Source organism: Promicromonospora sp. AC04 (assembly GCF_003058225.1).
GTDB lineage: Bacteria > Actinomycetota > Actinomycetes > Actinomycetales > Cellulomonadaceae > Promicromonospora.
In genome coordinates, this window is record NZ_QBUG01000005.1 from 323,041 (window position 1) to 349,809 (window position 26,769).

Annotated in this window: 23 protein-coding genes; 7 read left to right on the forward strand and 16 right to left on the reverse strand. The window is 71.8% G+C overall.

Features of this window, described 5'->3' with window-relative positions; genetic code table 11:
- Positions 1-192 precede the first annotated feature (192 nt).
- Both C8K30_RS15545 and C8K30_RS15550 read left to right on the forward strand, forming a co-directional pair.
- Entirely contained in the window at positions 193-1,164 is a 972-nt protein-coding gene (locus C8K30_RS15545; protein WP_108493802.1) for an NAD(P)-dependent alcohol dehydrogenase, read from the forward strand.
- A 3-nt stretch (positions 1,165-1,167) separates the two neighbouring features.
- On the forward strand, positions 1,168-1,929 hold the full coding sequence (locus tag C8K30_RS15550; protein WP_108493803.1) for a glycoside hydrolase family 16 protein: 762 nt from the start codon (positions 1,168-1,170) through the stop codon (positions 1,927-1,929).
- Positions 1,930-1,955: 26 nt separating this feature from the next.
- Here C8K30_RS15550 and C8K30_RS15555 read toward each other — a convergent pair whose 3' ends face one another.
- The 3 genes from C8K30_RS15555 to C8K30_RS15565 all read right to left on the reverse strand — a co-directional run bounded on the left by C8K30_RS15555 (position 1,956) and on the right by C8K30_RS15565 (position 3,968).
- Positions 1,956-2,717: a class I SAM-dependent methyltransferase gene (locus C8K30_RS15555; RefSeq protein WP_108493804.1), complete on the reverse strand. Its 762-nt coding sequence runs from the start codon at positions 2,715-2,717 to the stop codon at positions 1,956-1,958.
- Positions 2,718-2,740: 23 nt separating this feature from the next.
- On the reverse strand, positions 2,741-3,088 hold the full coding sequence (locus C8K30_RS31265; RefSeq protein ID WP_233257198.1) for a LysR substrate-binding domain-containing protein: 348 nt from the start codon (positions 3,086-3,088) through the stop codon (positions 2,741-2,743).
- Positions 3,089-3,215: 127 nt separating this feature from the next.
- The gene (locus tag C8K30_RS15565; RefSeq protein ID WP_255415722.1) at positions 3,216-3,968 is read right to left on the reverse strand and encodes an NADPH-dependent F420 reductase; all 753 of its coding nucleotides are present in this window, start codon (positions 3,966-3,968) and stop codon (positions 3,216-3,218) included.
- Between C8K30_RS15565 and C8K30_RS15570 the strand changes: the two genes are divergently transcribed.
- Positions 3,942-4,595 carry a TetR/AcrR family transcriptional regulator gene (locus tag C8K30_RS15570; protein WP_108493806.1) on the forward strand — a complete coding sequence of 218 codons (654 nt, stop codon included), beginning with the start codon at positions 3,942-3,944 and terminating at the stop codon, positions 4,593-4,595. The two genes, C8K30_RS15565 and C8K30_RS15570, sit on opposite strands and share 27 nt — an antisense overlap.
- Here C8K30_RS15570 and C8K30_RS15575 read toward each other — a convergent pair whose 3' ends face one another.
- The 7 genes from C8K30_RS15575 to C8K30_RS15605 form a co-directional block, all read right to left on the reverse strand.
- On the reverse strand, positions 4,596-5,717 hold the full coding sequence (locus C8K30_RS15575; protein ID WP_108493807.1) for a Gfo/Idh/MocA family protein: 1,122 nt from the start codon (positions 5,715-5,717) through the stop codon (positions 4,596-4,598).
- Positions 5,714-6,451 carry a sugar phosphate isomerase/epimerase gene (locus C8K30_RS15580; protein WP_199230506.1) on the reverse strand — a complete coding sequence of 246 codons (738 nt, stop codon included), beginning with the start codon at positions 6,449-6,451 and terminating at the stop codon, positions 5,714-5,716. The genes C8K30_RS15575 and C8K30_RS15580 overlap by 4 nt, the downstream gene beginning before the upstream one ends.
- Before the next feature lie 74 nt (positions 6,452-6,525).
- Positions 6,526-7,746 (reverse strand): ADP-dependent glucokinase/phosphofructokinase, encoded by a 1,221-nt coding sequence (locus tag C8K30_RS15585; RefSeq protein ID WP_108493809.1) that lies wholly within the window; start codon positions 7,744-7,746, stop codon positions 6,526-6,528.
- 27 nt (positions 7,747-7,773) lie between these two features.
- Complete coding sequence (locus C8K30_RS15590) at positions 7,774-8,637, reverse strand: ketose-bisphosphate aldolase (protein ID WP_108493810.1); 864 nt, start codon at positions 8,635-8,637, stop codon at positions 7,774-7,776.
- Between the two features lie 42 nt (positions 8,638-8,679).
- Positions 8,680-9,582, reverse strand: a complete 903-nt coding sequence (locus C8K30_RS15595) for a carbohydrate ABC transporter permease (protein WP_108493811.1) — start codon at positions 9,580-9,582, stop codon at positions 8,680-8,682.
- 1 nt (position 9,583) lies between these two features.
- On the reverse strand, positions 9,584-10,504 hold the full coding sequence (locus tag C8K30_RS15600; RefSeq protein WP_108493812.1) for a carbohydrate ABC transporter permease: 921 nt from the start codon (positions 10,502-10,504) through the stop codon (positions 9,584-9,586).
- A 71-nt stretch (positions 10,505-10,575) separates the two neighbouring features.
- Positions 10,576-11,865 carry a sugar ABC transporter substrate-binding protein gene (locus C8K30_RS15605; RefSeq protein WP_108493813.1) on the reverse strand — a complete coding sequence of 430 codons (1,290 nt, stop codon included), beginning with the start codon at positions 11,863-11,865 and terminating at the stop codon, positions 10,576-10,578.
- 221 nt (positions 11,866-12,086) lie between these two features.
- On the opposite strand from C8K30_RS15605, the gene C8K30_RS15610 reads away from it, so the two are divergent.
- The 3 genes from C8K30_RS15610 (at position 12,087) to C8K30_RS15620 (ending at position 15,801) form a co-directional block, all read left to right on the forward strand.
- Positions 12,087-12,899, forward strand: a complete 813-nt coding sequence (locus C8K30_RS15610) for a DeoR/GlpR family DNA-binding transcription regulator (protein ID WP_108493814.1) — start codon at positions 12,087-12,089, stop codon at positions 12,897-12,899.
- Positions 12,900-12,920: 21 nt separating this feature from the next.
- On the forward strand, positions 12,921-13,760 hold the full coding sequence (locus tag C8K30_RS15615) for an EamA family transporter (RefSeq protein ID WP_146197498.1): 840 nt from the start codon (positions 12,921-12,923) through the stop codon (positions 13,758-13,760).
- Positions 13,761-13,947: 187 nt separating this feature from the next.
- The gene (locus C8K30_RS15620; protein WP_233257199.1) at positions 13,948-15,801 is read left to right on the forward strand and encodes an HNH endonuclease signature motif containing protein; all 1,854 of its coding nucleotides are present in this window, start codon (positions 13,948-13,950) and stop codon (positions 15,799-15,801) included.
- A gap of 6 nt (positions 15,802-15,807) precedes the next feature.
- Here the strand turns inward: C8K30_RS15620 and C8K30_RS15625 are convergent, their stop codons facing one another.
- The 6 genes from C8K30_RS15625 to C8K30_RS15650 all read right to left on the reverse strand — a co-directional run bounded on the left by C8K30_RS15625 (position 15,808) and on the right by C8K30_RS15650 (position 25,628).
- Positions 15,808-16,647, reverse strand: a complete 840-nt coding sequence (locus tag C8K30_RS15625) for a hypothetical protein (RefSeq protein WP_108493816.1) — start codon at positions 16,645-16,647, stop codon at positions 15,808-15,810.
- A 10-nt stretch (positions 16,648-16,657) separates the two neighbouring features.
- Complete coding sequence (locus tag C8K30_RS15630) at positions 16,658-18,940, reverse strand: alpha-galactosidase (RefSeq protein WP_158281025.1); 2,283 nt, start codon at positions 18,938-18,940, stop codon at positions 16,658-16,660.
- Entirely contained in the window at positions 18,937-19,815 is an 879-nt protein-coding gene (locus C8K30_RS15635; RefSeq protein WP_108493818.1) for a carbohydrate ABC transporter permease, read from the reverse strand. The genes C8K30_RS15630 and C8K30_RS15635 overlap by 4 nt, the downstream gene beginning before the upstream one ends.
- A gap of 1 nt (position 19,816) precedes the next feature.
- On the reverse strand, positions 19,817-20,719 hold the full coding sequence (locus C8K30_RS15640; protein ID WP_108493819.1) for a carbohydrate ABC transporter permease: 903 nt from the start codon (positions 20,717-20,719) through the stop codon (positions 19,817-19,819).
- Positions 20,716-22,023 (reverse strand): ABC transporter substrate-binding protein, encoded by a 1,308-nt coding sequence (locus tag C8K30_RS15645; protein WP_233257200.1) that lies wholly within the window; start codon positions 22,021-22,023, stop codon positions 20,716-20,718. Before C8K30_RS15645 ends, C8K30_RS15640 begins: the two co-directional genes overlap by 4 nt.
- Before the next feature lie 128 nt (positions 22,024-22,151).
- Positions 22,152-25,628 carry a DUF5107 domain-containing protein gene (locus C8K30_RS15650; protein ID WP_108493820.1) on the reverse strand — a complete coding sequence of 1,159 codons (3,477 nt, stop codon included), beginning with the start codon at positions 25,626-25,628 and terminating at the stop codon, positions 22,152-22,154.
- A 132-nt stretch (positions 25,629-25,760) separates the two neighbouring features.
- Here C8K30_RS15650 and C8K30_RS15655 point away from each other — a divergent pair, with 132 nt between their 5' ends.
- Entirely contained in the window at positions 25,761-26,648 is an 888-nt protein-coding gene (locus C8K30_RS15655) for an AraC family transcriptional regulator (protein WP_233257201.1), read from the forward strand.
- Positions 26,649-26,769 lie beyond the last annotated feature (121 nt).

Below are 26,769 nucleotides of genomic sequence, written 5' to 3' on the forward strand. Positions count from 1 at the left end.
GGCCCCGAAACGCGGCGGCCCGGCCCGCTCAGGACACCATCGAGGACACGAAACGCTTGTCGCCCCTGCCCCGGCCGTGTAGACCTGGCACCACACCGGCCCGACGTGTCAGCCGTGCAGCCCACCCGCGGCGACCTGCACGTCTGGCAGCGGAAGGCCCACCGAGCACGGACGCATTGACGGGAGATCGGGATGCGGGCAGTCGTCTACGACGAGTACGGGCCGCCGGAGGTGCTGCGGGTCGAGGAGGTGCCGGCGCCGTCCCCTGGCCGGAACCAGGTGCTGGTCGAGGTCATCGCGACGTCGATCAACCTGTCCGACTGGGAGGGCCTGCACGGGACGCCGTTCTACGCGCGGTTCGGCGGGCTCCGCAGGCCGAGCCGACGGGTGCTGGGCTCGGACATCGCGGGCCGGGTCGCGGCAGTCGGCCCCGAGGTCACCCGGTTCCGGCCCGGCGACGCGGTGTACGGCGACAACCTCGCCCTGATGGGCGGCTTCGCCCAGTACGCCGTGGCGGCCGAGTCGGTGCTCGCGCACAAGCCGGCGGCGCTGACGTTCGCCGAGGCGTCGACCCTGCCGCAGGCGGCCCCGATCGCACTCCAGGGGACGGCGAGCGCGGGCCCCGGCCGGCGGGTCCTGATCAACGGCGCGGGCGGCGGTTCGGGATCGTTCGCGATCCAGCTCGCCAAGCTCGCCGGGGCCCACGTGACCGGCGTGGACAACGCGGGCAAGCTCGACTACATGCGGTCCCTCGGCGCCGACGACGTGCTCGACTACCGCAGCGAGGACTACACCCGGACCGGCCCGTACGACCTGGTGCTCGACCTCGTCGCCCACCGGTCGGTGTTCGCCTACCGCCGCGCGCTGGCGCCCGGCGGCCGGTTCCTGTGCGTCGGCGGGCCCGTGCGGACGCTGCTGGAGATCCTGACCGTCGGCACGGTCGCGGGCCTGCTGTCCGGGCGCCGGATCCAGGTCATGGCCGTGCGCCTGGGCCCGAAGCACTTCGAGCCGCTGGCCCGGCAGTGCCTGGCCGGCGAGATCGACATCCACATCGACCGCACGTTCCCGCTCGACGAGGTGCCCGAGGCCCTGGCCTTCCACGGCGAGGGCCACGCCCTCGGCAAGGTGGTCGTCGACGTCGCGGGCCGCGCGCACGAGGCCTGAGCAGTGCGCGACGGCGAGCTCCACGACACGTTCGAGGGTCCCGCGCTCGACCCCGAGCGTTGGGTGGCCCACTACCTGCCGCACTGGACGACGCCGGAGCGGTCCGCAGCCCGGTACGACGTCGGCGCCGACGGCCTGCGGCTGCGGATCGACCACGACCAGCCCGCGTGGCGGCCCGAGGACGGCGAGATGCGGGTCTCGAACCTCCAGACCGGTAGCTGGGCCGGCCCGGTCGGCGGCACGCGAGGCCAGCACCGGCACCGGCCGGACGGGCTGGTCGTCCGGACCGCGACGCCGGCGCGGCGGCTGTGGACGCCGTCGTCCGGCGAGGTGGAGGTGGTCGTGAGCGCCTCGCCCGACCCCACCTGCATGGTGGGGGTGTGGCTCGTCGGGTTCGAGGAGAGCTCGCCGCGGGACTCCGGCGAGATCTGCCTGGCAGAGCTCTTCGGCGACCGGGTGGGCCCGGAGGGTTCGACGGTCCGGCTCGGCATCAAGGCCCACCACGACCCGCGGCTGGAGACCGACCTGGCCGACGTCGGGCTTCCGATCGATGCCACCACCCCGCACGCCTACGCGGCCGAGTGGGACGCCACCGGCGTCCGGCTGTTCGTGGACGGCGAGCCGGTCTGGGCGTCGGCCCAGGTCCTGGCCTACCCCCTGCTGCTCATGATCGACCTGTTCGAGTTCCCCGCCGGCCCGCGGGTCCCGGGCAGCTACCCCAAGACCGCGGCGGTCCGCTCGGCAAGAGGAACCGCCGGTTCGTAGTCAGCGCTCCAGGTCAGCGCTCCAGATCAGAGCTCCGGCCGGCGCGCCACCGCCCAGCGAAAGGCGTTCATGAGCCGGTAGCTGCCGTCCGGCGTGCGGAAGGAGGCCGCCGCCTCGACCACGACGGGCGCGAGGTCGGCGACGGTCGAGGCATCCTCCCCGAAGAGGATCCCGCGCACCAGATCGGTGTCGTTGCGGGCGGTCCACGGCACGGGCACGACGCCGCCGTCGAGCACCTCCCAGCCGGCGCCGCGCAGGACCTCGGCGAGCCCGCCCTCGAGGCGCAGCGGGCCGTCCTCGGGCGGCTCGTCGTCGTCGGCCGCGGCGAGCGCGCTGTTGATCGCGTCCAGGTCGTTCCGCGCGCGTTCGGCCCACCCGGCCAGGCCGACGACGCCGCCCGGCGCCAGCACGCGGCCGGCCTCGGCCAGCGCGTCCGCCTGGTCCTCGGCGAACTGGAACGCGTTCACGGCGAGCAGCGCGTCGAAGGCGCCGTCGTCGAACGGGAGCCGCTCGAAGTCGCCGGGCCGCACGTCGACGCCGACGGCGCGCGCCCGCGCGAGCTCGACCATCCGGGGCGCGGGGTCGACACCGCTGGGCCGGGCGCCCAGCTCCTGCAGGTGTTCGAGCAGCTCGCCGGTGCCGCAGCCGACGTCGAGCACCCGCGTCCCGGGGCCGATCCCCGCGGTGCGCAGCAGCGGCTCCCACGCGGGCCGAGCGAAGTCGCCCCAGTACCGTCCCCAGTCGTCGGCGACGGCGGACCAGGGGTCGTCCGGGCTGGTCGTCGGCATGCCACGAGATTAACGGAACGCGGTCAGCCAAGCTCCCGCGCCACCTGGCGCAGCACCGCCACCACCGCGTCAACGCTCGCGGGACGCTGGGGCCGCTGGGGCCGCTCGGGCCGCGTGATCGCGACCGCCGCGCGGCCGAGCCAGGCCGGGTCGTCCACGCCGACGGTCACGACGTCGGCGGGGAGAGCGGGGGCGGCGATCTCGGGCAGAGTGGTGATGCCGAGCCCAGCGGCGACCAGGCCGAGCCGGGCGTGCCACTCGCGCGCTGCGTGCGCAACCTTCGGTTCGAGGAGGGTGGGCCACGCCCCGAACTGCGGTTCGCCGCGCAGGCCCTTGCCGACTACCCACTCCTCGTCAGCCAGCTCGGCCACCGGGACCCGCCGCTGGCCGCCGTCGAGCAGATCTACGCCGAACGCCTGCGCACGTGGCGCGAATGGGAGCCCGTCGCGCTGGAGGCGTTCGGGACATAGCCCCGAACGCCTCCAGCCTCCGTGCGGCTCAGATGACGCGCTGCGCCAGTGCCAAGTTGGCGCGGAGCTCCTCGGCGTTCTGCCGGACCACATAGGCGGGCCGGTCGCGCTCGACGCGCCAGGACTCGCTGAGCGGACCCGCGCTGACGGTGTCGAAGCCGGCCGCGTCGTAGAACGCTGTGACGAACTCGACGGCCTCCGGGTAGTCGCTCGCGGTCGCCAGAGCCCGGCGGTTCGCCGTCCCGGCCGGGGAGCCGTCGGTCGTGATGGTGGCGGCGACGATGTGGTTGAACGCCTTGACCACCTGCGAGGTGGGCAGGTGCTTCTGCAGCAGGCCGGAGGTGGTCTCCTCGCCGCGGTCGAGCGCCTCGATGTGACCGTCACGCTCCCAGTAGTAGTTGTTCGCGTCGAGCACGATCTTTCCCGCCAGCGGGTCGACCGGGACGTCGCGGTAGGCCTTCAGCGGCACGGCCACGACCGCGACGTCGGCTGCCGCGGCGGCCTCCTCGGCCGTCGCCGCCCGGGCCTTGGGCCCCAGCTCCTCGATCAGGTCCGCGAGGGTCTCGGGACCGCGCGAGTTGGCGATCACCACCTCGTTGCCCTGGGCGAGCGCCACGCGCGCGACCTGACGACCGATGTTTCCTGCTCCGATGATCCCGAAGGTAGTCATATGCTCGCCAACCTCGCATATGGGCACCGCATTCCGTGTCCTGCCCCACACTCCGCGCTCGACGTCGCTTCGTACGATGCACCCATGGCCAACGGCGATGCGGGATCCCACGAGCGGTCGTACCGGAAGGGCCCGGAGCGACGCGCGCAGATCCTGCTGCGCGCCATGGAGCTGTTCGCCGAGCGCGGTGCGGGCGCCTCGCTGCGCGCCATCGGCGAGGCGATCGGCGTCTCGCACGCCGCGCTGCGCTACTACTTCGCCAACCGCGACGAGCTGCTCGTCGAGGTCTACCGGGCACACGAGGCCAAGGTGCACGAGGTCCAGGCGCGCGAGCGGTCCACGCCCGAGGAGGTGTCGGCGGTGGTGATGATGGAGCAGAGCGCGGAGCGGAACCGCTCGATCCCGGGACTCGTGGAGCTGTACGCGACGCTGACCACGGATGCGCTGCAGGGGCAGCAGCACCCGGCGACGCGCGAGTTCGTCCAGGCGCGGTTCCGGCGGGTGCGCGCCGACCTGGCGGAGCGGGTCCGGGCCGGACAGCGCTCGGGTGCGATAGCGGCCGACGTCGACCCCGACGACGCCGCCGCGCTGGTCGCCGCCGCCTCGGACGGCCTGCAGCTCCAGTGGCTGCTCCAGCCCGACGCCGTCGACGTCCGCCGGTCCCTGGAGCTGCTGGAACGGCTCCTGCCCGGTGCCGGATCACCCGGCACCGGGCAGGAAGCCTCCGTCGGGCCATGACTACCCGGCGGTCGAGACGGCCGGGTCCCAGCCCTCCGGCAGCGGTGCGACCGGCCCGACGGCCGACGCGATCTCCACCGGCTGCCCGGCCGCGGCGGCGTCCCGCACACCGAGCAGGATGTCCAGGACGTGCGCTGCCACCGCGCCCGAAGCGCGCTCGGTGCCGCCGTCGCGGATCGAGCGCACCAGGTCGACGACGCCGGCGCCGCGCCCGGACTCGGCACCCTTGGCGGGGAGCGCCGTCGGCTCGTCCTGCCCGTACCGCCACAGGGCCGAGTCGCCGTCGAACGTGTTCGGGTCCGGCAGGACGATGGTGCCGTCGGTGCCGTTGACCTCCACGAACCCGTTTCGGGGCAGGGCATGCTGGAACGAGAACGTCGACTGCGCCGAGCGTCCCTCGCCGAACTCGATCAGCGCGGCGTGGTGCGTCGGCACCTGCACGTCGAACACCTCGCCGGCCCGGGGGCCGCTCCCGATCGTGCGGGTCTGGCGGGAGGTGGAGGCCACCGCCTGGACCCGGGTCGCGGCGCCGAAGACGTGCACGAGCGTGGTCACGTAGTAGGGACCCATGTCGAACAGCGGGCCCCCGCCGAGCGCGAACAGGAAGTCGGGGCTCGGGTGCCACGACTCCGGTCCGGGCACGTGGAACATCGTGGTCGCGGTCAGGGGCTCCCCGATGTCGCCGCGCGCGATCGCCCGCAGCGCGGTCTGGATGCCCGCGCCCAGCACCGTGTCCGGCGCGCAGGCGACCCGCAGGCCGCGCGCCTCGGCGTCCGCCAGCAGCGCGGCCGCCGCGTCCCGGTCCAGCGCGAGGGGCTTCTCGCTCCACACGTGCTTCCCGGCGGCCAGGATGCGGTGCCCGACGTCGGTGTGCACGGCCGGGACGGTGAGGTTCACGACCACCTCGACGTCCTCGCGGGCCAGCAGCTCGTCCACGCTGCCCGAGGCGGGCACGCCGTACGCCTCCGCCTGGGCGGCGGCGCGCGGCAGGTCGAGGTCGGCGACGAACCGGACCTCGACGTCGGCGAACCGGGTCAGGTTCTCCAGGTACTGGGTCGAGATGTTGCCCGCGCCGATGATGCCGACACCCGCTGCCCGCGACCGGTTCGTGGCGGCCGTCATCGGTCGTTCTCCTTCAGCCAGGCCAGCGACTGCGCGATCCCGTCGAACACGTCCCCGGCGTACGCGTCGAACTCGATGACGCGGGTCGCCTGCGGCGCGGCGGCCAGGACGGCGCCCACGCCCGCCTCCCCGGAGCCGGCCGGCTGCTGCTTGCTCACGTCGCCGTCGAGCGTGCCGTCCTTGACGTGGATCAGGCGCACGCGGTCACCGAGCGTGGCGAGCAGCGCCGGGGTATCGGCGCCGCCGACCCCCGTCCAGTAGGTGTCGACCTCAAGCACCACCTCCGGCGCCAGATACCCGACGAACACCTCCAGCGCGTGCCTGCCCTCGATCCGGGTGCTCAGCTCCCAGCTGTGGTTGTGATAGCCGAACTCCAGGCCGCGCTCGGCGGCCAGGGTCGCGAGATGGTTCACGCGCTCGGCGAGCTCGGCCACCTGCTCCGCCGTCTGCCAGTGCTCGGCCGGGATGTACGGGTCGATCACGGTGGCGATCCCCAGCGTGGCCGCCGCGTCGAAGATCGCCTCGGGACCGTCCGAGGTGATCACGGGCGCGTGGCCCGACGGCGCGGTCACGCCCGCCGCCGCGAACGCCCGCTGGTACTCCTCGGTGCGCTCGTGAAAGGCGTACGGCTCCACCTGTTCGAGCCCGATCTCGGCCAGGCGCGCGACGGCGCCGTCCAGGTCTTCAGCAACCGCGTCTCGGACCGAGTACAGCTGCACGGATGTCGTTGGCATGGGAACCCCTTCGTTCGACCTGACGTCTCCTCGGCCACTCCGTCGCGGCCGCGTCCGATCGTACTCAAGAATTCTTACAGTGGAAGGTTTTTGCCGGGCTGGGATTCCCCGCCCGCGGCCAGGACCGCGATGAAGCCGCCGACGAAGGAGTCGCCGAGCCCGATGGTGGTCGGCGTCGGCGTCGTCAGGGCGAGAGCGGGCCGGCAGGCGAGCCGGGCACCGAACCGCCGCTCGAGCTCGCGCGCGAAGGCGATGCCGCGCTCGGGGGGATCCATCGCGGCGGTGCGGGCGTAGTCCTGGGCCGTCTGGCCATCGCCCACGAGATAGCGCGTGCTCGCCATCAGGATGCCGCCACGGACCGCTTCGGCGAGCTCCTGGCCGCGCTCGCCCAGGGCCAGTGCCCAGTGCTTCGTGTGGATGACGAGGCAGGGTGCCGGGATCAGTGCCGCGATGTCGCGCAGGGCCTGCTCGACGGCATCGGCGTCGAGGAGATCGAACCGGCGGCCGAGGTAGGCGAACAGCTCGTCCTCGTTGAGCGAGTACACGTCCACGGCGGAGGCCATCACCTCGCGTACGCGGAGGCTGAACGCCGGCTCGTGATAGCCGGCGTCCTCGAAGATCGAGACCCCGCCGGCCGGGACCGTGCCGAGAAGTCGCTCGATGTGGCGGAGGCGGTCCTCGAGCAGGTCAGGGTCCTGGATCGTGTTGAACCCCGACACCAGGAACACCCTGGCATCCGGCACAATCGTGTCGAGCTCGTCGCTCAGCACGAGCTCGCGGTTGGGCCTGTCGTTGACGTAGATCAGGCGGTTCGGGTGCTCGGTGACGACCTTCGTGTCGCCCACGCGGATCGCCGCGCCCGCCGGGTACTGGACGATCAGGTGCGCATCTGTCGAGTCCGCGTCGGCGCTGCACACGTACGAGACGCCGTCGGGCAGCAGCCGGCGCACGTGGTCGTCGATGCTGACCAGGTGCACGAGCGAGTCGACGCCGAGCGAGCGCATGGCGATCGCCGCCCGCACGCACGTGCCGCCCAAGGTCACCCGGGTGTCGAACCGGGCGGCGAAGGCGTCGAGGATCTCGGACCTCGTGACGAAGCGTTCCCCGCCGACGCCGTCCTTCAGGTACCCGAGAATCGAGACGACGAGGCTGCGCTCGTCGACCACGGGGATCGTGGCATCCAGCTCGGATGCCACGATCCCGTGGTGTGCGGCGAGCGACGCGAGCACCTCGGCGTCCCAGGCGAGCTCGTAGTCGACGGTCCCGCCGAGTCCCAGCACGATCGAGGCGCTCATGTACGGCTTTCTCAGTATCAGTAGCGGTCAGTAGAGGGTGGCCTGGCCCGCGGCGTCGAAGAGGTGGATCTTCTGGGCGGCGGTGACCTTCAGGGCGGCGATCGGCTCAGGCTGGATCGCGTTGGGCTCACGCAGCTTGCGGTCGGTCCCGAGGACCTCGCGCATCCGCTCGTGATAGGCCACCTTGATGTCGCTCGAGATGTTGATCTTGTTGACGCCGAGCTTGACGGCCTGGCCGATCTCCTCGTCCGGGTTCGCCGAACCGCCGTGCAGCACCAGGGGGATGCCGACCACGCCCTTGATCTCGCGCAGCAGGTCGAGCTTGAGCTCGGGGCTCTTCTCGGCCGGGTAGAGGCCGTGCGACGTGCCGATCGCGACGGCGAGGCTGTCGACGCCGGTCTCCTGCACGAAGCGCAGGGCGTCGGCCGGGTCGGTGTAGGTGATCTCGGCGGCGCCGGCCTCGCCGTAGCTGTCGTTGGCGCCGATCGTGCCGAGCTCGCCCTCCACCGAGACACCCACGACGTGGGCGGCGTCGACGACCTTCTTGGTGAGCGCCACGTTCTCCTCGAACGGCAGCAGCGAGGCGTCGATCATCACCGACGTGAAGCCGGCCTGGATCGCGACGAGCATCTGCTCGTAGGTGCCGCCGTGGTCCCAATGGATGACGACGGGCACCGACGAGCGGTGCGCACGCGAGCGGATGGCCTGGATCAGGTCCGTCGTCACGTGGCTCACCTCGTCGGGATGGATCGCGATGATGACGGGAGCCTGGAGCTCCTCGCTGATGTCCATGATTCCGGTGAACATGGCCCAGTCGCTGATGTTGAACGCCGGGACCGCGAAGTTGTTCGCGTTGGCGACGTCGAGCAGGGCTTTACCGTTGATGAGCACTCTCTTTTTCTCCGATGTCTTGAGGGTGGGTCGGTGAGCCGGTCAGCTCTTCACTGATCCGGAGGTAAGGCCGCTGATGAAGTAGCGCTGGAAGAAGAGGAAGAGGACGAGCACGGGGACCGACCCGAGGATGCTCATCGCCATGATCTCGTTCCACTCGTACGAGTGCTGGCCCATGAGCAGCTGGATGCCGATGGGGACCGTGCGCATGTCCTGCGTGCGGGTCAGCGTGAGCGCGAAGAGGTACTCGTTCCACGCGATCATGAACGTGTAGACGCCGACGGAGACGATCCCGGGCACCGAGACCGGCACGAGCACGCGCCAGAGGGCCGTCAACGATCCCGCGCCGTCCATGCGGACGGCCTCGTCGAGCTCCTTGGGAATCGTGTTGAGGTAGCCGGTCAGCATGATGATCGCGTACGGGAGCGTGAACACCATGTACGTGAGGATCAGGCCGGGGTACGTGTTGTACAGGCCGAGCGCGACCACTATGCCGAAGTACGGGATCAGCAGCGTGATCGGCGGGACCGCCTGCACGCTGACGATCACCATGTTGATCGGCCTCTTGCCGGGAAAGTCGAACCTGCTGAACGCGTAGGCCGCGTGGATCGCCACCAGCAGCGTGAGCGTGGTGACCGAGAACGACACCACGTAGCTGTTGACGAAGAACTGCACCTTCTCGGGATCGCTGAAGATCGCGGTGTAGGCGTCGAACGAGAAGTTGTCGGTGATCAGCCGGGGCGGGAACTCGAAGATCTCGGTGTTCGACTTGAACGAGCTCGCGAGCATCCACAGCACGGGTGCCGCGGCGAAGATCGCCCCGAGGACGAGGCCGATGACCACTCCGACCCGCTGGCGCGATCGCCGGCGCTCGATCTTGGACCTGGGCCGGGGTGCGGTGCGTACGGAGCCGTCGGCCGGGGTGCTGGTCCTGGTCTTGGGCATGTCAGTCCTCCGCCCTCTGGTGCCGCACGTAGAAGAACGCGAGCACCATCGACATGAGCAGCACCAGCACGGCGCTCGTGGAGGCGAGCGCGAACTCGTAGCGGCTGAACGCGAGCTTGTAGGTGTACGTGCTGAGCATCTCGGTCACGTTGACGGGTCCGCCGCCGGTAGTCATCCAGATCAGCGCGAACTGCTGCGAGGTCCAGATGAGATCGAGCAGCGTCAGGCTGATGATGATCGGCCTGAGCTGGGGGATCGTCACGCTCCAGAACCGCTGCCAGCCGTTGGCTCCGTCCACCGTCGCCGCCTCGTGCAGCTGGGCCGGGACGCCCTGGAGGCCCGCGAGGAGGCTCACCATGAAGAACGGGTAGCCGGCCCAGATGTTGATGAACGTGACAGTGCCGAGCGCGAGGGCCGGCGAGGCGAGCCATTCGACGTCGGTGTCCAGCAGGAAGTTGACGACGCCGTTGGGGGCGAGCAGCATCCGCCACAGCACCGCGATCACTGCCGCGGTGAAGAGCCACGGAAGGATGTACAGGGCGCGGAAGATCGCGCGGGAGACGGTGCCGATCAGCGGGCTGTTGAGCAGCATCGCGAAGCCGAGGCCGATCACGAGGTGCGCGACGACGCTGCTGATCGTGAAGAAGAGGGTGTTGCGGATCGCGGTCAGGAACACGCCGTCGGTCAGGACCGTGACGAAGTTGTCGACGCCGACGAACTCCGGTTCCTTGGTCAGGATCACGTTGTCCATGAACGAGTAGCCGACGACGAGGACGACCGGGATGACCATCAGCACGAACATCAGGACCAGGGTCGGTGCCAGGAAGCCGAACGGTTCGGCGGTCTTGCGGAACGGCCTCCGCTTGCGCGGTGGCTGAGGGGTCGCTGCCGGCGGGGCGGGCGCGACGATCACGTCTTGCATAGCTCGCTGCTCCTCCTGTGGGGTGCCGTGCCGCGGTCGGGACCGCGGCACGGCACAAAATCGCTGGGGACCTAGAACTCGGCTTCCCACGCAGCCTGGGTCTTTTCCAGCATCTCCTCCACCGTCTGTCCGCCGTCCAGGAGGACCTGGAGCTGCTCGCCGAAGAGGCGCATGAGCTGCTCGGCGACGGGCAGGCCCGTGAACTCGTTCGCGGGGTAGCCCGCCTGGTAGATCTCGAACGCCTCGGCGAAGAGCTCGTCGTCGGCCACGAAGTCCGGCGTCGACTTCGTGTTGCCCGGGAACGCGCCCGCGATCGAGGACAGCTCCGCGTTGGTCTCCTGGCTCATCAGGAACTCGACCAGCTTGAAGGCCTCCTCCGGGTGCTCCGAGCTCTCGGCCACGCCGATGCCCCAGGACGCGTAGGGGATCCCGCGCTCGCCCTCGTAGCCGTCCTCGGCGGGGACCGCCGAGATCGAGAACTCGAGGTCGGGGTTGGCCTCGCGGATGAGGTTGATGTGCGCGAGCGAGTCGATCATCATGCCGACGCGACCGTTCGTGAACTCCTCGACCTTGTCCTGCTCCTTCATCGTGAAGGAGCCGGGGGCGATGACGCCGTCGTCCCACATGCCCTGCACGTACTCGACCGCGGACGTGACGTCGTCGTTCGTGACGTCGGGCCCGCCGTCGGCGAGCATCGTGCCGCCCGATGCCCAGGCCCACGACATGACGTCGTTCTGGATGCCGTTGGGGGTCTCGAGCGAGAGCGGGAGGATCCAGCCGCTCGTGTTGTCGCCCAGGTCAGTGACCGCCGCGGCGGCATCCGCGAACTCCGTGCGGTTCGTCGGCGGTGCGTCCACGCCGGCGTCCGCCAGGAGGGCGTCGTTCGTGAACATGGGGTAGACGAAGTTGACGACGGGGATCATGTAGGTGGAGCCGTCGACCTGGATCTGGCTGGCCAGCTCGCTGTCGTCGTACCCCACATCGCCCATGAGGGCGGTCAGGTCCGTGATGACGCCCTGCGACGCGAAGTCGCTGACCCAGGCCCCGTCGAGGCCGACGACGTCGGGCATCGTGCCCGAGGCGGCGCCCGCGAAGAGCTGCTCCTTGGTCGCGGCGTAGGGGCCGCTGATCAGCTCGACCTTGATGCCGGGGTTCTGCTTCTCGAACTCGTCCATCAGGGCCTGGAACTCACCGTCGGGCAGCTCGGGCTCCCACCACTGGGCGAACTCGATGGTCACGTCGCCGCCCGAGTCGCCGCTTCCGCCTGCGCCGCATCCAGCGGTGGCGAGCAGTCCGAGCGTGGCGGCGGTGACACCGGCAACCAGGACGATGCGTCGCCTGCCTTGAGCTTCGTTGCTCATTTCACTCCTCATTCCGATCTCTGCTGTTCTGCGCTGTTCTTTGCGCGTTACTGCAACTTTTGAGACAGTAGCCGCAGCACGCGAGGAGGTCAAGCATCGATGCGCATCCTTGATATTGCGGGGTTCCGGTGGCCGACGGCGGCCAACCCTGCCGCTCTCGCCGTGCCGTTTCATGCGGTCGAAGTCGCGCGGAGGTGCCGTCCTATGCTAGAAATTTCCGCATGACCATCGGCGACGACGCGGGAGAACGGGCACGCCAGCTGCCCGCGGGGCGGCGCGCCGCCCTCGCCGACTACGTCGGTCGGCACGGCCAGGTCACCGTCGCGCAGCTCGCCGAGCGTTTCGACGTATCGATCGACACCGTGCGCCGCGACCTCGACCAGCTCGACATCGAGGGGCAGCTGATCCGCACGCACGGCGGTGCGGTGAGCGTGTCGTCCACGGCGCCGAAGGACAGCGGTCTCGACGTCCGGCTGCGCATGCAGGTCGAGGAGAAGGAGGCGATCGCACGGCGCGCTGTCGAGATCGTCTCGGACGGGTCGGTGGTGATGCTCAACGGCGGCACCACCAATCTGGCGGTCGCCCGCAACCTGCGCGGCCACCGCGACCTGACGATCGCCACGAACAACCTCCGGGTTCCCGCGGAGATCCCGCCGAAGGCGTACCGCGACCTCTACGTGTTCGGCGGCTCCGTACGCTCAATCACCCAGACGACGACCGGTCCCGTGAGCTTCCAGGTCGACGGGAACGGCGAGCAGATCGCCGTGCAGGCCGATCTCGCCCTGATCGCCGTGGGCGCCGTGTCGACCACGGGGTACTCGACCAGCAACCTCGGCGACGCCGCGATGATGGCGGCCATGATGGACCACGCGAGCAAGGTCGCCGTCCTCGCCGACTCGACCAAGCTCGGACGCCGGCTGTTCGCCAAGGTCGCGGACCTCGCCCGCGCCGACTACTTCATCTGCGAGACCCGGCCGCCGGACGACATCGCCGCAGCGCTCGAGGCCGGCGAGGTGGAGATTCTCACGCCCTGACGGTCCAGTAGCGTGCGCGCCATGCTCTTCGTCCTCGCCGCGACCGTCCTGCAGGGCACGGTGGCGGCGCTCCTGGGAGAGTCCGGCTCGCTCGGCGAGAATCTCTGGTACACGCTCGTCGCGTTTCTCCTGGCTGCCGGCCTCGCAAATCTTCGCCTCGCGACGACGCCGGGCACCCGCTCGGTGCCGCTGCGCGAGGCGGTCCCGATCAACCTGCTCACTGCGCTCGTCTTCCTGAGCTTCTACGTGTCGCTGGCCTTCGTGCCGGGCTCGGTGACCACGGGGATCGAGACCGCGCTGGGCCCGCTTGCCGCCTGGGTGCTGACCCGGCGCAAGGGCAACCTCTGGCTCGCTCTTGCCGTGCTCGGCGCGGGAGTCGCTTTCTGCCTGGTGCGCAGTGCGTCCGGGACCACGCTCGTAGACCTCGCCGTCGGCGGAGCACTGGCCGCCGTCGCCGGCGTGGGGGCGGCCGGGATCGCCACGGAGTCGGTGCGACTCTCGGGGCTCGGGCACAGCCCGAGCGCCATCCTCGCGAGCCGCTACCACCTGACGTACCTGCTCGCTGCCGTGGGCGTGGCCTGGCACTGGGCAGGCAACGGTGCGCCGACGCTCGACTGGCCCCATCTGATCGTGCTGTCGCTGGTCGGCGTGGTCGCGCCGCTGTGGCTGCTGCAGATCGGGCTCACGCGCACGAGTCCGGTCGCCGCGATGGCGATCATGTCCACGCTGCCCGTGATCAGCTACGTCACCGAGGTCATCCAGGGCTCGGTCCAGGTCACGTGGTCGCTCCTGCTGGCGGCGGCCGTGGTGGTGCTTGCGTTCTTCGCGAACCGATCGGCATCCCGCCCCACAGCTCACTGATCAGCGCGCGCTCATCGCGCCGAGGGGCCCTCGGCAGCCTGGCCGGCGCCCCCGCGCCCAGGCTCTTACGCGGATGGCAGAAGAACGGGCGGGTGTCGGTGGCCGGCCGTAGAGTCGAACAAACGTCCGTAGCAATGGCGAGCATGACTAGCCTTGATCCAAGATACCCGGTGAGGAGTGTGCTGACATGCGTGAAGCTCTGTCCGACGACGTCATGCCCGACCGTGCGCCGGTCGACGAGGCGATCCCGTTCGGGGAGTGGGAAGCACCCGCCGGACCGGACTGGTCGCCGGAGGTGCCTGCTTGGCTGGACTCGATGCCGGAGGTGCCTGTCTGGCTGGATTCGATGCCGGACTGGCCGCCGGAGGTCGTGCCGGTCGTGCTGTGGCCGGTCGAGACACTGCGGCAGGCCCTGTCGGGTATGCCGGGCGCCCAGCTGGCGCGAGTGGTCGCGGAGGCAGTCGGCATCGGCCCGGGCACGGGCGCGACCCCGGACGGGGACCTCCTGCAGGATCTTCCAGACGACGCACTCGGCGACCTGATGGTCGCGTCGGGGCGGTTGCAGTCCTGGGCCGCCGGTCTGCAGGCGAGGATCGTGGCCGAGCGCGCCGCCCGCGAGAGCCACCCACTGGCGCATAACTCGCTGGTCGGGCAGGTCACCAGCGAGCTGGTGGTGACCGAGCCGGAAGCCACCGAGGTCGTGGTCCGGGCCGAGTCCGGTGCCCAGCACCCGAGCGTGATCACGGCCCTGATCGCGGGCCGGATCGATGTGCGTAAGGCGCACACCCTGCTGCGGTCCGCGTCCCAGCTGACCCTGGCCGAGCGGGCCGAGGCAATCGCAAAGTACCTGCCCCAGGCCCCCCGCCACACGTGGCGGTGGTTGCAGGCCCGGATGCTCGCGTTCGCCAAGGACCGCCACGGCGCCGGAGAAACCGCGAAAGCCGAGGCACAGCGACGCTCGGTACAGCTGGACCGGGCCGAGAACGACATGGGCTGGCTGACAGCCTACCTCCCCGCCACCGACGCCGCAGCAGTATGGGGCGTCGTAGACGACATGGCCCACCAGCTACGACACGTCACGGGCGAGGACCGCACCCTGAGCCAGCTGCGCGCCGACTCCCTGACCGGCATCATCACCGGCCGCCTCCTACCCGCCGACCGCTTCACCCACAAGGCCGACGTCGGCAGAGAGAGCGACACCAGCCGGGAGGGCGACGTCGGCAGGGAGAGCGACACCGCAGCGGCCACCGGCACTGACCAGGACGTGCCGGTGTGCACGTGTGGTGGCCGGGCGCCGGTCCAGGAGGTGGTGGTGCGCGAGGTCGTGCAGGTCGTGCGGATCGCCCCGACCCGGCCCGTCGTACGAGTCACCGTCCCGGCCAGCGTGCTCCTCGGCCTGGACGACACACCCGGGAACCTGGACGGGTACGGACCCATCCCCGCCGACACCGCCCGCCTGATCGCCACCGACGCGACCTGGCAACGCCTGCTCACCGACCCCATCACCGGGGTACTGACCGACTACTCCACCACCACCTACCAACCCGGCAAGGTGCTCCGCGCAGCAATCGAAGCAAGAGACGAGACCTGCACGTTCGGATCGTGCGACACCCCAGCGAACCGGTGCGACCTGGACCACATCGAACCCTTCGACCACCACCGGGCCGACACCGGCGACACAGGCACAGGTACAAGTACGGGTACAGGTACGGGCGAGCGCGGGCAGACCAGCGCCCTCAACCTGCATCCGCTGTGCCGTAAGCATCACCTGCTCAAGACCCACGCCGGCTGGGGCATCATCCGCGACCCCCACACCGGGATCACGACCTGGACCACCCCCACCGGACGAACCCACACCCGACCACCCACCGTCCTGGACACCCACATCGACCTCGACCAGATCGACCCCGACACCAGCCACCACCTCACCCTGCAAGCCCTCACCGGCCAACGCCTACCCCGGCAGTACGCCACCACCGAACCAGGCGCCATACCAACCGAACCCACCAACCCGACCAGCCCCGACAACCCACCCTTCTGAGAAGACTCACCGCGATGCTCGGGCCTCCAGCCACCAGCCGATCCGGCCCGCGTCGTCCAGGTGGGCAAGCTGCTCCAGGGTGGCGCGGTCGAGGTTCGACTCCGCGCCGAGCAGCGGCTCGACGCCGATCGAGCGATACGGCGCATCCTTCGGCCAGCCGCCGAGGTTGCGCCACACCACGAACGCCACCGGGGCCGCGTAGCCCGGCTCGACGCCCCACCGGAGGGAGAGCCTGTCGACGCCGTCCACGATGTCGACCCGGTCGGTCGCCACGACGGCGCAGCGGGCGGTCCCGTCGTCGGGGCCCAGGACGTCGAAGGGCACTCCCCTGCCGTCGGGCCAGGTGGACGACGCCGTCGCGCCCCGCTCCGGCCATTCGACCACCAGCACGTCCGGTCGCCCGGGCACCTCCAGGCGCGCACCCGGCCCGACGTCGAGCAGCAGGTGCACCGCGTGCAGCACGCTCGCGCCAGGCGGGCCGTCGATCGCGTAGCTCGCGCGCACGACGCCGTCGTCCGCGGTCAGGTGACGGCGGAGGGCGAGGTCGCCCGTCGTGACCCGGGCGGCGCCATCGCCGTCGGCGGCCCATGGCCGCGACCACACCTCACCGTGGTCGCTCGGGCCGTTGAGCGTCGGGAAGCACTCCTCGCCGCCGCCCGCGTCGACGAACGAGTCGCCCGGGACGACGGCGGCCCGCTCGGCGTCGGGGATCCGCGGATTGCGCCAGAGCCACTCGCGCTCGGGCGTGGCGAGCGAGGTCCAGCGCCCGCCGAGCGCCAGGTCGGTCCGTACGGTCAACGGCCGGGCTACGCCCACGCCGGGCTCGGTCACACTCGGTTCGGTCACCCCCGCATCCTCACACCAGGTCCAGGATCACGACATCGCAGTCCCGCCAGGTCCATCCGACGGCGAGGCCCTCGCTGCCGAGCTCCTTGCCGGTGAGCGTGCCGGTGAGCGTGCCGATGACCGCGTCGTCCCCGCCGCGCACGCGGTACCGGGCCTCCGGGTCCAGGTCGCCGAGGCGCACCGTGAAGTCACCGCCCGCGAGACCGTCGGCGGAGGGCCGCCGCCACGCCAGCACCACCACCGTGTCCGCGCCCGTGTACTGCACCGCGCATGCCACGTCCGCGGGCGTCCCGTGGCGCCGCACCCTGCCGGTGTGCACCACGGGCCGGATCGACCGGTACAGCTCGACGAGCGACGCCGCGCGCTCCCGCGTCGCCGCGTCCCACGCCAGCAGGTCGGCGCCGATGCCGAGCACCCCGGCCATCGCGACCACGAACCGGAACTCGAGGCTCGCCGGCTCGTTCGCCCGGTCACGATCGAGCTGGTCGGGCAGGTCGGTGACCCAGGAGCTCATGGTCCACGCGGGCAGCACGCCCAGGAACCCGTGCTGGATCGCCAGGCGGTCGCGCGGCCCGGTCTCGTCACTGGGCCAGACGACGTCGGTCCGCGCGAGCACCGCGTGGTCGATCCGACCGCCGCCGCCCGCGCACGCCTCCACCGTGACCTGCGGGAACTCGGCGCGCAGGGCGTCGAGGACCCGGTAGTAGGCCTGCGTGTGCAGCCAGGACCAGTCGTCGCCACCGAGCACGCTCTGCCCGCCGTCGGCGATCGAGCGGTTCATGTCCCACTTGAGGTAGGTGATGTCGGTGTCGCCCAGCAGCCGGCGCAGCGTGCCGAGCACCCACTCCTCGACCTCCGGCAGGCCCAGGTTCAGGACGTACTGGTTGCGCAGCGTCTCCAGCGGACGGCCGGCCACCTGGTGCGCCCAGTCGGGGTGCGCGCGGTAGAGGTCGCTGTCGGGGCTCACGGCCTCCGGCTCGACCCACAGCCCGAACCGCATGCCGAGCTTGCGGACGCCGTCGGCGAGCGGGCCGAGCCCGCCCGGGATCCGGTTCAGGTCCACCTCCCAGTCGCCCAGCGCCGCCCGGTCGCTCGTGCGCCCGCGGAACCAGCCGTCGTCGACGACGAAGACCTCGGCGCCCACCTGGGCGGCGACCTCCGCGAGCCGGAGCTGGTGCTCCACGCGGACGTCGAACGTCGTGGCGAACCACGAGTTGTAGACGACCGGGCGGTGCTCGGGGCCGCGCGTCCGGGCAAGAGTCGCCTGGTAGGTGTGCCAGGCCTGCGCCAGGTCGTCGGCGTCGCCCTCGACGCGCACCCCGGCCAGGGTTGGGGTGGTCAGGCCGGCGCCGGGCTGGAGGGTGAGGATGCCCGACTCGTCGTCGGGGCCGGCAGAGATCCGGACGTGGTTCGCGAACGGGACGGCGTCCAGGGCCATGCGCCACGAGCCGCTCCAGGCGAGCGCGACGCCGTACCGGGCGCCGGGCCCACCCCCGGCCACACCCGAGCCGGCAGTGCTGGACCCGCCCGGGTCGGCAGTGCTGGACCCGCCCGGGTCGGCGGCGCTGGACCCGCTCGTGCCAACCCCAGTCGGCCCGCCCCCGGCGCCGCCCCGCGGCACTACGGCGACGAACGGGGAGTACGTGTGCGACGTGATGCCCTGCCTGCTGCCGATGCTCAGCGTGCCCGCGCCGAGCTCGGCGTCGAACGGCGTGAACTCCCGCGACCAAGCGCCACCCAGCAGCCCGATCGACCTTCGCGGCTCCGCCGACGGCCCGGCATCTGCACCTGCACCTGCACCGACGCCAGCGGCGGCGCCCTCGCCCGCACCGACGGGCACCATGAACGCCCCGCCCCAAGCCCGCAGCAGCTCGATCGGGTGCGCGGAGTCGTTGCGCAGGTCCGCCCACTTCTCCACGACGTCGTGGCCCGGATGGGTCCGGATGTGCAGGCGCACGCTCAGGCCGAGCACGTCGTCGGCCAGCGGGCAGGCGAGGTGCGTCGCGCCGTCGTCGTCCCGCGTGAGCGTGACCTCCCCCGAAAGGGCGAGGCGCGCGCCCCGCAGGCCGTCCGCGCGGCGGACCACCAGCTCGGCGCCGTGCACGCTGCGCGTGCCGAGCGCCGTCGCCTCCAGCGGCAGCAGGTCCAGGTCCGCCTCGAACGACGACGTCGCCGCCACCGGCTCCGCCGCCTCCTCGGCGGCGGGCCCCCAGCCGACGGCAACCAGCCCGGCCCCGCGCGGCGCCAGGCCCACGACGTACCGGCCTGACCGGGTCGGGAGTATCCAGGTCACTTGTTGGCTCCCACGAGAAGTCCGGACACGAACTGCTTCTGGAACATGAAGAACACGATCGCCGTCGGGACGGCCGCTATCAACGAGCCTGCCGCAACCACGTTCCACGCGCTCGCGTACCCGCCCTGCAGGTTGAGCAGGGCGGCGGTGATCGGGAACTTCGACTCGGTGCGCAGCACCGTCATCGCCCAGATCAGGTCGTTGAAGATCCACGTGGTGGCCAGCGCCGCGAGCGCCGCCAGCGACGGCCGCGACAGGGGCAGCACTATGCGCCAGAAGATGCCGCCGGGGCCGGCGCCGTCGAGCCGTGCGGCCTCGAAGACCTCGGTGGGCAGGCTGCGCATGAAGCCGTGCAGCACGAACGTGTAGAAGCCGATGCCGAACCCGACCTGGACCACGACGAGGGCGGTGCGGGTGTCGGCGATGCCGATGGCCTCGGTGATGGACGCGACCGGGACGAGCAGGATCTGCGGGGGCAGGAGGTTCCCGGCGAGCATGGTGAGCAGGATGGTGCGGCGGCCGGGGATGGCGAACCGGCTGAGCGCGTACGCGGCGACGGACGACAGCGCCAGGGACGCGAAGACCGCGAAGGCGGTGACCACCACGGAGTTCCCGAGGGCCAGGAGCACCCCGCCCTCGGTCAGTGCGGTGGCGAAGCCCTCGGTGCTGAACGACGCCGGGAAGGCGCCGAGGCCGCGGCCGGCGATGTCGTCGTAGGAGCGGACGGCGACGAACAGGACGAACACGATGGGGCTGAGCCACAGGAGCGTGACCGGGATCATCGTGACGTGCAGCCACGGGGAGCGGGCGGGGCGGGGCCGGCGCCGGGCGCCGGTCCCGGTGCCGACCGCGACGGGTGTGGCGAGTGCTGACATGTCAGTCCTCCGTCCGGGCCTGGCGGGCGAGGTAGGTGATGATGAAGCCGATCGCCAGGGCGAAGATGACCACGGCGATGGCCGAGGCGTAGCCGAGGTTCCCCGTGGTGAACGCCTGCTGGAACATGTAGGTGCTCAGGAGCTGGGTCTCGTTGTAGGGGCCGCCCCGGGTCATGGCCCAGACGATGTCGAAGGTGCGCAGCGAGTCGATGACGGTGACGGCGAAGACGACGGTGTTCACGCCGCGCAGCTGCGGCATGACGATGCGCCAGAACCGCTGCCACGCGCTCGCGCCGTCGACGGCGGCGGCCTCCTCGAGCGTGGGGTCGGTGCCCTTCAGGCCGGCCAGGTACAGCACCATGATGTAGCCGACCTGGCGCCAGACGGCGGCGATGAGCACGGCGCCGAGCGCGACGGCGGGGTCGGCGAGCCACTGGCGTTCCAGGGACTCGAGGCCGAGCAGGCCGAGCGTGCCGTTGATCGGCCCGTCGGGCGCGTACATGACGCGCCAGAACAGGCCGCTGACGGCGAGCGAGACGACCATGGGCAGGTAGATGGCGCTGCGGTACAGGCCCACGAGGGGGCCCGGCTTGTTCAGGGTGACCGCGAGGACGAGCCCGCCCACCACCGACAGGCCGCCGAACCCGAACACCCAGATCACGTTGTTCCGCAGGGCGGTGAGGAAGATCGGGTCGGCGGCCAGGTCGCGGAAGTTCTGCAGGCCGATGGGCTCGGCCGGCGTGATCCCGTCCCACCGGGTCAGGGAGAGCGAGAACGAGTTGGCCGCGGGCCAGAACACCCAGAACAGCTCGATCGCGAACGGGACCAGCAGGAACACCCAGACGAGCAGCGGGACGCGCGCGAGCCCGGAGCGGCGGCGGGGCGCAGACGTCTGCGCGCTCACGACGCGAAGACCCCCTCGGCTGCCGTCTGCCACTCGTCGAGGATGCTCTTCATGGAGTCGGGCACGGCGAGGAACTTGGTCAGCGCGGTGTCGGCGGTGGCCTGCAGGGCGTCGGAGGAGTCGCGGTTGAAGAACTGCGTGATCTCCTCGGTGTTGTTCAGCAGCTCGATGCCCTTCTGCACCAGCGGGCTGAGGCCCGAGGTGTCGACGTCGGGCGACGTGGGCAGGTTCGCCGAGCCGGACTGCTCGATGTACTGCTGCTGCGACTGAGTGGAGGCGAGGTAGGACAGCAGGTCGAGGGCGCCCTGGTGGTTGTCGCTGTTGGCTGCCGCGAAGTAGCCGTCGGTGGGTGCCTCCTCGGCGATGGGCACCGAGTCGTTGATCACCGGGACCGAGAAGAAGTCGAGGTCGTCGCGCTGGTCCTCGGGGAAGTAGGACGTGACGAACGCGCCGACGAGGTACATGGCCGACTTGTCCTGGGCGACGGGCGTGGCCGCGTCCTGCGCGGTGTAGGACGCCGCGTTCTTGTCGAAGTACGGGATGAGCCGCTTGTACTCCTCCATGACGGCGACGACCTCCGGGTCGTTGAACGCGTGCTCGCCGGCCAGCAGCTCCCGGTGGTACTGCGCACCGTTGACGCGCAGGTTCAGGTAGTCGAACCAGCCCGAGGCCATCCACGGCGTCGACGACAGCCCGTTGGTCAGCGGGGCGATGCCCTGGCCGCTGAGGTTCTCGCACAGGGCGTGGAACTCGTCCCACGACGTCGGGGCCTCGACGCCCCACTTCTCGAAGGCCGACTTCTTGTAGAAGACGCTCCACCAGTAGTAGCTGGTGGGCACGAAGATCTGCTTGCCCGCGGCGTCGGTCGACAGGCCGCGCAGCGCGTCCGAGTACCCGGCGCACACGCCGTCGCCCTGCCACAGGGGGGACACGTCGAGCAGCAGCCCCTCGTCGGCGTAGGACCGCGCGACGGACCCGGCGTACCAGCTGAGCACCTCGGGTGCGTCGCCGGACCGCAGGTAGTTGGTGAGCTGCGCCCGGAACTGCTCGGTCGCCACCGAGTTCAGCGTGACCTCGTCGCCCTGGTACGCCTTGACGAGGGCCTCGAGCGCGGCCTTGGGCTCCGCGTCCTGGACCGAGTTCTGCAGGGTGACCGCGCCGGTGGTGGCCGCGCCGCCGCCACCGCCGCCCGTCGTCGTCCCCACGCACGCGGCCAGCAGGCTGGCCGCACCCAGTGTCATGCCGCCCGCGATCAGCTCGCGGCGGGTCAGTGCTCGCTCGGAAATCGTGGTTCGCTTGGACATCTCTGTTCCTCCTCCGTGCGCCATCGTTGGCGCACCTGGTGCATCTCAGATCACGGGTGCGGGTAGGTCCACGCCCGTCAGGTTCGCCGCTCGCGCTCGCTGCGGCACGACGTCGGCAAGCAGGCTGCTCATGCGGTGAGCTCCTTCGAGTCGGCCTCGGCGGCGGGGTCCGCGGGCCGGTCGGGTCCGTGCAGCAGCGCCGCACCCTGCCGGGCCACGGCGTGGCGCAGGTCGGCCGCGTGCCGCGACGCCGCGAGCTCCGGCCGCCGCAGGAGCGTCTCGGCCGAGGCGGTGTCGCCGGCCAGGAGCGCGAGCTGGGCGTCCAGGACGAGTACGCGCCGGTCGCGCACGCGCAGCGGGTCCTCCTCGAACAGGAGGAGGTCGGGCAGGGACGTCGCGAAGTAGTCCACGCGCGGGACCTCGGCGGCGTACCGGTCGCGGAAGGCGCGCAGCGACGCCGTCAGCTCGTCCGCGGCGGGGCCCTGCCCGGTGCGGCGCAGGGCGAGGACCGTCCAGAGGGTCTGCTCGCTGTGCTCCTGCGTGCTCATCTCGACGAAGTCGCCGCGCTGCGCCGCTGCGCTGCGCCAGGCGTCGGCGGCTGCCGCGCCGTCCGTGTCCCCGTCCCCGTCCGCGGCCGCAGCGAGCGCGTCCCCGAGGAGCAGGTGCAGGTGCGCGGTGCTGGCCAGCGGGTGCCGCGCCTCGCCGAGGCTGCGCGGCGGCGCGAGGGCCGCCCGCAGGTGCCCGACGGCGTCCCGCGACCGGCCGTCCGCGAGCGCGTCCAGGGCCTGGTGGGTGTGCGCGCGGTCCCAGGCCAGCAGCGCCTGGCCCTCGCCGCCCTCCCACGGGTGGAGCCAGCGTCCCCCGAGGATCGCCAGCGCCTCGGCCGCCTGCCCCCGCGTCACCATCAGGTGCAGCGTCTCGACGGTGAGATCGTCCCGTTCGAGGTGGGCGGAGCCGCCGTCGAGCAGTGCGGCGAGGCGGTCCGCGGGGCTGGTGCCCGTCAGGGCGGCGAGCTGGTCGCGCTCGTACAGCAGCCGGGCGTCGCCCGGGGCGACGGCGCACGCGCGGTCGTAGGCGTCGCGCGCCGCCGTCAGGTCGCGCTCGTGGTTGACGGCGGCCAGGCCGATGTTGCGCCAGGCCACGGCGTCGGACGGGTCGAGCGCGACGGCGGACCGCCACAGCGAGAGGGCGTCCGCCCGGCGTCCGGCGGCGTAGGTCCAGTGGCCCAGCAGCGAGCGGGCGCGGGCGTCGCCCGGTTCGGCGTCGGCCGCCTCCCGCAGCACCGCAGCGTCCGCGAGCCGGCCGGGGAAGCACCAGGTGGCGTCCACCGTGCGGGCCCGCGCCCGCTCGGTGGCCGCCTCGTCCGGGCGGTCGGCGAGCCGCAGCACGTGCGCGCGGTGGTAGGCGAGCAGCGGCCCGGCGGCGGTCTGCCCCGCCGGACGCTGCCGCTCCCGGCCCTCGGCCTCCGCCAGGCACGCGAGCGCGGCGTCGTGCTCCCCCACCCCCGCGAGCTCGATCGCCACGTCGAGGAGGGTCTGGGCGTCACCGCTCGCGGGCTGCCCGTCCAGGTGCCGCAGCCAGGCGTCGAGCGGGTCGAGCGCACGGGCGGCGGCCAGCACCTCCGCTGCGGCGTCGTGCTGCCGCAGCCGCCCGTGACAGATCACGCTCAGGGCGAGCGCCTGCAGGTGCTCGGGCTCGGTCCGGCGCACGTCGGCGAGCCGCACCAGGGCGCCCGCGTGCCGGCCGGCGCGCGCGTCGAGGCGCGCCATGCGGTAGCCGGCGGGGGCCCGCCAGGCCCTCGACCAGGCGGCCTGCGCGTAGGCCGCGTAGGCGCCGACGTCGTCGCCGAGCTCCTCGCGCACCAGGCCGAGCAGGTAGACCGCGGTGGTGTCGCGCGGGCTGCGGTGCAGCCGGGTCAGGCGGGCCACCGCCTGCTCGAGATGTTCCCTGGCCTGCGCCGGGCCGCCCGCGGCGTAGGCGTGCCGCGCGAGGCCGACCAGGCTGTCGACGTGTCCCGGGTCCCGGCGCAGCGCCTCGCGCCAGTAGGGCTCGGGCGCGCGCGTCGCGTGCCGGTACAGCTCCAGGTGCGCCGCGATCAGCGCCAGCTCCTCGACGGTGCCGACCTGCTCGGGGGCGGGCGGCTCCTCGGCGGGGGCCGGCTCCTCGCGGGTCGCGCCTGTCCCCGACGGCTCGTCCCACGCCACCAGGACGCGCCCATCGTGGGTCACGGTCACCGTGAGGGGCCCGGTCCCGGCGGGCAGGTCGTGCGTCAGGAGCGCCGGGTGGCTCGGGTCGACGTCGACGACGTCGATCGCGAGCATCCGCCCGCCGTCCGACAGCGTCACCTCGACGCCGTCCAGCGGCCGCGGTACGACGACGCCCAGCGTCGCCGTCGTGCCCCCGTCGTCGGAGCCGGAACGCTCCAGCCGGACCGCGGCGTCGAGCGTGGCCCGGTCCACCGGGCCGACGTCGCGGAACGGGTACCAGAACTGGGAGAAGACCTTGGTCTCGCCCGGGGCGAGGTAGGCGAAGTCGGGCTGGTTGTCCGTGAACACGCCGGCCATCAGCTCGACGTAGTGCGAGCCGTCGTCGGCCAGGTTGGCGTCCCACGCGTGACCGAACGGGGCGTTGCCCCAGGTCCACTGCTTCTTGCCGGGCGAGAGCGCGCGGTCCGCGACGTGCACGAACCCGAGGCCTCCCGCGTGGTCGTACCCGCCGAAGAACTCGTCGTCGCTGGCGAGGACCATGTACGACGTCGGCACCGGGATGTTGCGGTACCAGTCGAGGCGGTCGCCGGTGAGCTCCACGCCGCCCGCCGCCGTGCCGAGCTCGCCCGCACGCGCCGGGTAGTCGACGCCGTAGTAGGGCCGGTCCGCGTGCGGGAACGCCGTGATCGCGCGCCGGGCGTGGTCGGCCACGAACCGCACGTCGTGCGGGAAGAAGGACTGGTAGTCGTCGTCCACCTTGGCCGCCACGTTGGCCCACCACAGGAACGACTGCGGCAGCTCGCTGCGGTTGTAGAGCCGCACCGTCAGCTCCAGCACGGCGCTGTCGGGGCGCAACCGAACCCCGTGCATGCCCTTCATCCTCGTGAACGGGTCGTGGTCCGAGCACCAGACGACGACGGCGCCGTCCGGCTCCTCCTCGATCTCGACGTCCACCGGCAGGTAGGTCGCCGGGCGGTGGTGCTGCGGCCAGTTGAGCTCGACGCCACCCGCCACCCACGGGCCCGCCAGCCCGACGAGCGCGGGCTTGATCACGGGGTTGGTCCAGAAGAAGTCCCGGCCGCTCGCGCGTTCGCGGGCCACGTGGATGCGCCCGCCCAGCTCCGGAAGCACCACTATGCGCAGCCACTCGTTCTCCAGGTGCACCGCATGCCATTCCCGCTGGTGGGGCTCGTCGGCGATCTGGTGGTGGAACGGGAGCGGGTACACGCTGCCGGACGACCCCTGGTAGACCCGCCGGTCCAGGTATGCCGGGAACCGGTCGGGGGGCAGAGGCTCGTACGTGGTCAGGGTGAGCGGCGCCGCCCAGGCGGCAGCGGCCCGGCCGGCCAGGTCGTCGGGCCGGTCGGGAAGGTCGAGCGTGGACTCCTCGTCGAGCATGTGACCGACGCTACGAACCCGTGGGTGCCCCCGGGAAGCGACGTATCGATGCACTTGCCTGGACGATCCGACGATTCTCGCCGTCGCGGCCGCCGGCTGACACGGCCGGGCGCGTGGCGCTACCCTCCAGGGGTGCGAATCCGTGACGGCTTCCCGGGACAGCGCCTGCGGGTGCTGCCGAGCACGGTGGTCCGCGCGGCGTCGACGGCGGGCCCCACCTCGCGTCTGCTGGTCACCGACGCGGGCTATTTCCCGCACGCCGCGAACCACGGGCGCGTGCGCAGGAACGGCGCCGTCGGGACCATCGTCATCGTGTCCTCGGCCGGGCGCGGCTGGTGCCGCACCCCGGGCGGTCTGCACCGCATCGGGGCCGTCCAGGCCCTGGTCATCCCCGCCGGCGTCCCCCACGAGTACTGGGCGGACGACGACGACCCATGGACGATCTGGTGGATGCACGCCCGGGGGCCCGACGTCGGCGAGTTCGAGCGCGACCTGGCCGGGCACGCCGGGCCCGACGACGTTGCGGTGGTCGAGGTGCACGACCTGATCCGCGTGGTCGCCGACCTCGAACGTGTCGTCGACGCGCTCGAGACGGACGAGACCTACCCCAGCCTGCTGCGCTGCGCGGGCGCCGCCTGGTCGGTGCTCGCCCAGATCGGGGCCGACGCCGCCGCCGGGAGCCCGGTCCGCGGCGAGCCGGTCCGCGCCGCGCAGGAGTACCTGCGCACGCACCTGGACACCGTCGTCGAGGTGGCGGCGCTCGCCCGCCGGTTCGGCCTGAGCACCTCGCACTTCTCCGCCCGCTTCCGGGCGGCGACCGGCGGCGGCGTGGTCGAGTACGTCAAGCGGCTGCGGATGGCTCGGGCGTGCGAGCTGCTCATCACCACCGAGCTGCCCGTCGCCGACATCGCCCGCTCCGTCGGCTACCCCGACCCCTTCTACTTCTCGCGCCAGTTCCGCAGCGTGCATTCCTGCAGCCCGACGGACTTCCGCCGCGGTATCCACGACCGGGAGCGCTGACGCCGGCGTCGGATCGTCCAGGTGGGTACGTCGTCTTCTGCATTCCGTCCTACCCCGGCGCGCGCTTTGCTGGGCAGGTCCCTCCTTCGGCACCCGGCCGGACCGACGACGACGTCAGGAG

Bases quoted from the DNA above. Each gene is read 5' to 3' on its own strand.
- C8K30_RS15555 (WP_108493804.1), bottom strand. From the start codon at position 2,717: ATGCCGACGACCAGCCCGGACGACCCCTGGTCCGCCGTCGCCGACGAC.
- C8K30_RS15635 (WP_108493818.1), bottom strand. From the start codon at position 19,815: ATGTCAGCACTCGCCACACCCGTCGCGGTCGGCACCGGGACCGGCGCC.
- C8K30_RS15620 (WP_233257199.1), top strand. From the start codon at position 13,948: ATGCGTGAAGCTCTGTCCGACGACGTCATGCCCGACCGTGCGCCGGTC.
- C8K30_RS15545 (WP_108493802.1), top strand. From the start codon at position 193: ATGCGGGCAGTCGTCTACGACGAGTACGGGCCGCCGGAGGTGCTGCGG.
- C8K30_RS15595 (WP_108493811.1), bottom strand. From the start codon at position 9,582: ATGCCCAAGACCAGGACCAGCACCCCGGCCGACGGCTCCGTACGCACC.
- C8K30_RS15575 (WP_108493807.1), bottom strand. From the start codon at position 5,717: ATGACGGCCGCCACGAACCGGTCGCGGGCAGCGGGTGTCGGCATCATC.
- C8K30_RS15585 (WP_108493809.1), bottom strand. From the start codon at position 7,746: ATGAGCGCCTCGATCGTGCTGGGACTCGGCGGGACCGTCGACTACGAG.
- C8K30_RS15645 (WP_233257200.1), bottom strand. From the start codon at position 22,023: ATGTCCAAGCGAACCACGATTTCCGAGCGAGCACTGACCCGCCGCGAG.
- C8K30_RS15580 (WP_199230506.1), bottom strand. From the start codon at position 6,451: ATGCCAACGACATCCGTGCAGCTGTACTCGGTCCGAGACGCGGTTGCT.
- C8K30_RS15610 (WP_108493814.1), top strand. From the start codon at position 12,087: ATGACCATCGGCGACGACGCGGGAGAACGGGCACGCCAGCTGCCCGCG.
- C8K30_RS15615 (WP_146197498.1), top strand. From the start codon at position 12,921: ATGCTCTTCGTCCTCGCCGCGACCGTCCTGCAGGGCACGGTGGCGGCG.
- C8K30_RS15605 (WP_108493813.1), bottom strand. From the start codon at position 11,865: ATGAGCAACGAAGCTCAAGGCAGGCGACGCATCGTCCTGGTTGCCGGT.
- C8K30_RS15650 (WP_108493820.1), bottom strand. From the start codon at position 25,628: ATGCTCGACGAGGAGTCCACGCTCGACCTTCCCGACCGGCCCGACGAC.
- C8K30_RS15570 (WP_108493806.1), top strand. From the start codon at position 3,942: ATGGCCAACGGCGATGCGGGATCCCACGAGCGGTCGTACCGGAAGGGC.
- C8K30_RS15600 (WP_108493812.1), bottom strand. From the start codon at position 10,504: ATGCAAGACGTGATCGTCGCGCCCGCCCCGCCGGCAGCGACCCCTCAG.